This window comes from Rhodoferax sp., from assembly GCF_039922535.1.
Lineage (GTDB): Bacteria > Pseudomonadota > Gammaproteobacteria > Burkholderiales > Burkholderiaceae_C > Rhodoferax_B.
In genome coordinates this window covers 1-5423 of record NZ_JBDTEM010000283.1, presented here as the reverse complement: position 1 = coordinate 5423, position 5423 = coordinate 1, and the positions used below count along the sequence as shown (strand labels likewise).

Annotated in this window: 5 protein-coding genes and 1 pseudogene; all 6 read left to right on the top strand. The window is 58.7% G+C overall.

Annotated features, from left to right (window positions below):
- A pseudogene (locus ABI213_RS13135) lies at nt 1-235 on the top strand (flagellar motor stator protein MotA); the annotation flags it as partial.
- Between the two features lie 17 nt (nt 236-252).
- Nucleotides 253-1203: a flagellar motor protein MotB gene (gene motB / locus ABI213_RS13130; protein WP_348027442.1), complete on the top strand. Its 951-nt coding sequence runs from the start codon at nt 253-255 to the stop codon at nt 1201-1203.
- A gap of 60 nt (nt 1204-1263) precedes the next feature.
- On the top strand, nt 1264-1662 hold the full coding sequence (locus ABI213_RS13125; protein WP_348027440.1) for a response regulator: 399 nt from the start codon (nt 1264-1266) through the stop codon (nt 1660-1662).
- Nucleotides 1659-2279, top strand: a complete 621-nt coding sequence (locus ABI213_RS13120) for a protein phosphatase CheZ (protein ID WP_348005643.1) — start codon at nt 1659-1661, stop codon at nt 2277-2279. Before ABI213_RS13125 ends, ABI213_RS13120 begins: the two co-directional genes overlap by 4 nt.
- Nucleotides 2280-2381: 102 nt before the next feature.
- Nucleotides 2382-3539: an EscU/YscU/HrcU family type III secretion system export apparatus switch protein gene (locus ABI213_RS13115; protein ID WP_348005638.1), complete on the top strand. Its 1158-nt coding sequence runs from the start codon at nt 2382-2384 to the stop codon at nt 3537-3539.
- Nucleotides 3536-5423 (top strand): flagellar biosynthesis protein FlhA (flhA, locus tag ABI213_RS13110; RefSeq protein ID WP_348027438.1); only part of this gene is annotated, 1888 nt, incomplete at its 3' end. The genes ABI213_RS13115 and flhA, both read left to right, overlap by 4 nt.

Sequence of the window (5423 nt, the reverse complement as noted above, 5' to 3'; positions counted from 1 at the left end):
GGGTACCTTTTTGGGCATTTTGCTGGCCTACGGTGTATTGGAGCCACTGGGCGGTCTGCTGGAGCAAAAAACCGAAGACAGCGCCAAAGAACTGCAGTGCATGAAAACCACGTTGCTGGCCAGCATGCAAGGCTACAACCCAGCGACTGCCATCGAGTTTGGCCGCAAAGTACTGTTTTCTGGCGACCGGCCCAGTTTTGCCGAACTCGAAGGCCATGTACGTGGCAAAAAGTAATTTTCTAGCAGATTGATATGGCGACGGAAGGCAAGAAGCTCCAACCGATCATCGTCAAGAAGATCAAAAAAGGCGGCCACGCCGTGCATGGCGGTGCCTGGAAAATCGCCTACGCCGACTTTGTAACAGCCATGATGGCTTTCTTTCTCTTGATGTGGCTGCTGGGCTCAACCTCAGAAGGCGACAAAAAAGGCCTGTCCGACTTTTTCAACACCCCCCTCAAAGTCGCCATGCAAGGCGGCAGCGGTGCTGGGGCCAGCAACAGCATCTTGTCGGGCGGCGGCTCGGACCTGACCAAAACCGCAGGCCAGGGCACGCGTGGTACCGGCGATGATCCGGTCAAAAAGAAAATGGACGATGCCGCAGCCAAGGCCGAAATCGCCAAACAGGACGCTTCGCGCATCAAGAACCTGCGCGACAAAATCGACGCATTGATTACCAACAACCCTAAGTTGGCCGAATACCGCTCGCAAATCCGCTTGGAAACTACACCCGATGGCCTGCAGATCCAGATCGTGGACGAGCAAAACCGTCCGATGTTCGACAGTGGCAGCGCCCTAGTCAAGCCCTATATGCGCGAGATCCTGAGGGAAATTGGCAGCGCCCTCAACGGTGTCGAAAACCGCATCAGCCTGGCCGGGCACACCGATAAAACGCCTTACGGCAATGGCGAGCGCGGCTACAGCAACTGGGAACTATCGGCCGACCGGGCCAATGCCTCGCGCCGCGAACTGGTCGCTGCAGGCATGCCCGATGAAAAAATGGCCCGCGTGGTGGGCCTGGCTGCCAGCAGCCTGCTCGACACCAAAAATCCGCTGGCGCCGGTGAATCGGCGCATCAGCATTACGATCATGACGCGTGAAGCCGAAGCACGATTGATGGGCAATGCCACAATAGGGCCTTCTGTAACAAATGAAACAGCGCCTGATACCGGGCAAACGCCTGCAAGTGGCGTAGAAAAGCCATGAGATCGCCGAGAACCTCCAAAATGCGCCTTATTCCTGCAACCTTTATCGAAAGGGTCACCCGTGGCAAATGACCTGCGTTTTTTAATCGTGGACGACTTCTCCACCATGCGCCGTATCGTGCGTAACCTGCTCAAAGAGATTGGTTACCCCGATGCGGACGAAGCCGAAGACGGTCTCGCTGCGCTGCAAAAGCTCCGCAGTGGCCTGCATTTTGATTTCGTGGTGAGCGACATCAATATGCCCAATATGAATGGATTTCAGCTTCTGGCCGAAGTCAAGGGCGACGAGAAGCTGAAACACCTGCCGGTGCTGATGGTGACCGCCGAAGCCCGCAAGGAAGATATTGTGGCCGCCGCACAAGGGGGCGCTGCTGGGTATATCGTGAAGCCGTTCACCAAAGCAACGCTTGAAGACAAGCTCATCCACATTCTCAAGAAGAACGGGCTGATCCCAGCATGAACGCCGCAGCCCTACCCGCTGACGGAGAGCTCCAGCCAGCAGTGCACCAAAAGCTTGGTCTTTTGACCCGTCAACTGCACGACTCCCTCAACGAGTTGGGCTATACCGACAAGCTCAAAGACAGCGTAGAAGAACTGCCCGATGCGCAAAGTCGCCTGACTTACATTGCCCGCCTGACTGGCGAGGCAGCTGAAAAGGTACTCAGCCGAGTTGATCTGGCCAAAATCCAGCACGACTTCATCGCTGCCGAAACCAGCAAATTGGCTGCATTCATCGTCAAAGACCCGGTGGCGGCCGTGGCTACAGGTGCGGTGTACAACTTTGTGGCCGATGTCGAGCGCGCCAGCAAAGAAATCGACATGCATCTAACCGAAATCATGATGGCGCAGGATTTCCACGATCTCACGGGCCAGGTGATTGCACGGGTGGTCAACCTCACCTCGACCATTGAAAAGCAACTGATCGAGCTGCTGATCCAGACTGCTCCGAGCCCCTCGCCGGTTCAACACAAAACCTCTGAAGGTCTGGCCGGTCCGGTGGTCGATGCCACCAATCGAACCGATGTGGTCACCGACCAGTCGCAAGTAGATGACTTACTGGCCAGCCTGGGTTTTTAATCGGGTTTTTAGGGACGGGAATAAGCCAGCCTAAGTGCTGTTTATCCCGCTTTAGCCAAGCGGCGCGATGCCGACAATGGGGTCACCAAAAACCCCATTGCCATGGAATCATCCAGCCAAGACAAAGATCTCCCCGCCACCCAGCGTAAGCTAGAGCAAGCACGCAAGGATGGGCAGGCCTCACGCTCCAAAGACCTGTCCCATTTGGCGGTGTTGGGCACGGGCTCGGCGGCGGTACTGGTGCTGGCCCCGTCTTTTTTAGAACACTTCAAACTGGTTTTAGGCCAACAGCTGTCCTTCGATGCGGCCACCCTGGCGCAGAACGGCAGCATGCTGGACCGGCTGCAGGATGTGGTGCTGGTCGGCATGATGGCCAGTACTGTGTTTGCGGCAATTGTGTTGGCGGCGGCCGTCGGCAGCGCCGTGGCATCGGGCGGCTGGGTTGCCAGCCTAAAACCCATCATGCCGGACTTCAGCCGCATCAACCCGATCTCGGGTTTTGGCCGCCTTTTTTCCAAAGAGCAGGCCACCGACATCCTCAAACTACTGGTCATCACCACCGTTTTGATTTCGGTGGCCTGGACGTATTTAAGCAACAGCCTGGGTTCGGTCGCGCAATTGGTGCTGCAGCCGTCCGCGGCCTCGATCCAGCATGTGGCGAACTGGATCACCTCAGGAATGAGCCTGCTGCTGCTGGTGGTGTTCGCCGTGGCGGCCATCGACGTACCGCTGCAAACCTTCTTGATGAAGTCGCGCCTGAAAATGTCGCACCAAGAGGTAAAGCAGGAACACAAGGAGTCTGACGGCAACCCTCAGATGAAGGGCAAGATGCGCGCGCGGGCCCGTGAGATTGCCCAACGCACCAGCGTCAGTGCCGTGCCCAAGGCCGACTTTGTGCTGATGAACCCAACCCACTTTGCCGTGGCGCTCAAATACGACGAAAAAACCATGCGCGCACCGCAGGTCATCGCCAAAGGTGCCGACCTGGTGGCCATGAAAATCCGCGATGTGGCCAAGAGCCATGAAATCCCCGTATTCCAGTCGCCCATGCTGGCCCGAGCCCTGTACGCGCACGCCGAGATCAACGGCGAAATCCCGTCCGCTCTGTACACCGCGGTGGCCCAGGTACTGGCCTACGTATACCGGGTGAAAGCCGCCATGCGCGGCGAGGGCCAGATGCCCGACAGCTTCCCGCAGCCCGAGGTTCCGCCCGAGCTGGACCCGCTGAGCAACACTATCCTGGCTGAGGCAACCCCATGAACCCCCAGCTCCAATCGGTACAGCAGTGGTTCAACACGAACCGCAAGCTGCTACAGGGCGTATCGGCGCCGGTGATGGTGGTGATCATCCTGGCGATGATGGTCTTGCCCATGCCTGCGTGGCTGCTAGACACGTTTTTCACCATCAACATCGCCGTGGCGCTGATGGTGATGATGGTGGCGGCCTACATGGTGCGGCCTTTGGACTTTGCCGCGTTTCCTTCGGTTTTGCTGCTTACCACGCTGATGCGCCTGTCGCTCAACGTAGCCTCCACCCGCGTGGTGCTGCTAGAAGGCCACACTGGCGCGGGTGCTGCAGGCGCGGTGATCGAGGCTTTTGGCCACTTCCTGATCGGCGGCAACTTTGCGGTCGGTTTGATCGTTTTCGCGATTCTGGTGGTCATCAACTTCGTGGTGGTGACCAAGGGTTCGGAGCGGATTGCCGAAGTGTCGGCCCGTTTTACCCTGGATGCCATGCCCGGCAAACAGATGGCAGTAGATGCCGACCTGAATGCCGGCTTGATCAACGAAAAAGAAGCCAAACGCCGCCGCGCCGAAGTGGGCGAAGAGGCGGACTTCTTCGGCTCCATGGACGGGGCTTCCAAGTTTGTGCGCGGCGATGCCATTGCGGGCATTTTGATCTTGCTGATCAACATCGTGGGCGGCTTCACCATCGGAGTGTTGCAACACGATCTGACCGCCTCCAAAGCCGCTGACACGTACATTTTGCTGGCGGTGGGCGATGCACTGGTGGCACAAATCCCCGGACTGCTGATTTCCATTGCCGCCGCCATGGTGGTGTCGCGGGTGGGCAAGGACGACGACATTGGCAAGCAAATCATTGGCCAGTTGTTTGAATCGCCCAAGGTGCTGGGCATCACGGCGGGCATCATGGGCTTCATGGGCATCATCCCCAACATGCCGCACATGGTGTTCTTGTCGATGGCGGCCGTGCTGGGCTACATGGCTTGGGCCATTGCCCATCGCCCGGTGCCGCAGGAATCCACCCTGCTCGTTGGCCCGCCACCCACCGATGGTGAAGCCACCTGGGATGACCTTCAGCCGGTGGACCTACTGGGGCTGGAACTGGGCTACCGCCTCATCACCCTGGTGGACAAAACCCGCCCTGGTGACCTGCTCACCCGCATTAAAGGCGTGCGCCGCAAATTTGCCCAGGAAGTGGGCTTTCTGCCCCCGCCCGTGCACGTGCGCGACAACCTGGACCTCAAACCCAGCGGCTACCGCATCACCCTGCGCGGCGTGGTGGTGGGCGAAGGCGAAGCCTTCCCCGGCATGTACCTGGCAATCAATCCTGGCGGCATCACCACCCCGCTGATTGGTACCGCCACCACCGACCCGGCGTTCGGCTTGCCCGCCCACTGGATCGACGAACGCCAGAAGGAAGCGGCACAAATGGCAGGCTTTACCGTGGTTGATTCGGAAACCGTGATGGCCACACATTTGTCACACTTGATGCAAGTGCAGGCGGCCCGTTTACTGAGCCGCACCGAGACACAGCAACTGGTGGAGCATGTGAGCAAACTGGCCCCCAAACTGATCGAAGAAGTGGTTCCAAAAATGGTGTCTATCGCCACGTTCCAGAAAGTCTTGCAGCTCTTGCTGGAAGAGTCTGTGCACATCCGCGACATCCGCACCATCGTCGAATGCCTGGCCGAACACGCCGGTGCCACTACCGACCCCGCCGACCTGGCCCGCCGTGTACGGATCGCCCTGGCCCCCGCCATCGTGCAACAAATTTATGGCCCTACCCGCGAACTGAACGTGATTGCCATCGAGCCCAGTCTGGAGCGCATGTTGGTGCAAGCCCTGGGCAATGCTGCAGGCCCAGCGCTGGACCCCGGCGTGGCCGACCTGCTGACCCGCA

What these genes read in the sequence shown, in the direction of transcription:
- motB (WP_348027442.1), top strand. Translation starts at nt 253, where the DNA reads ATGGCGACGGAAGGCAAGAAGCTCCAACCGATCATCGTCAAGAAGATC.
- ABI213_RS13120 (WP_348005643.1), top strand. Translation starts at nt 1,659, where the DNA reads ATGAACGCCGCAGCCCTACCCGCTGACGGAGAGCTCCAGCCAGCAGTG.
- ABI213_RS13115 (WP_348005638.1), top strand. Translation starts at nt 2,382, where the DNA reads ATGGAATCATCCAGCCAAGACAAAGATCTCCCCGCCACCCAGCGTAAG.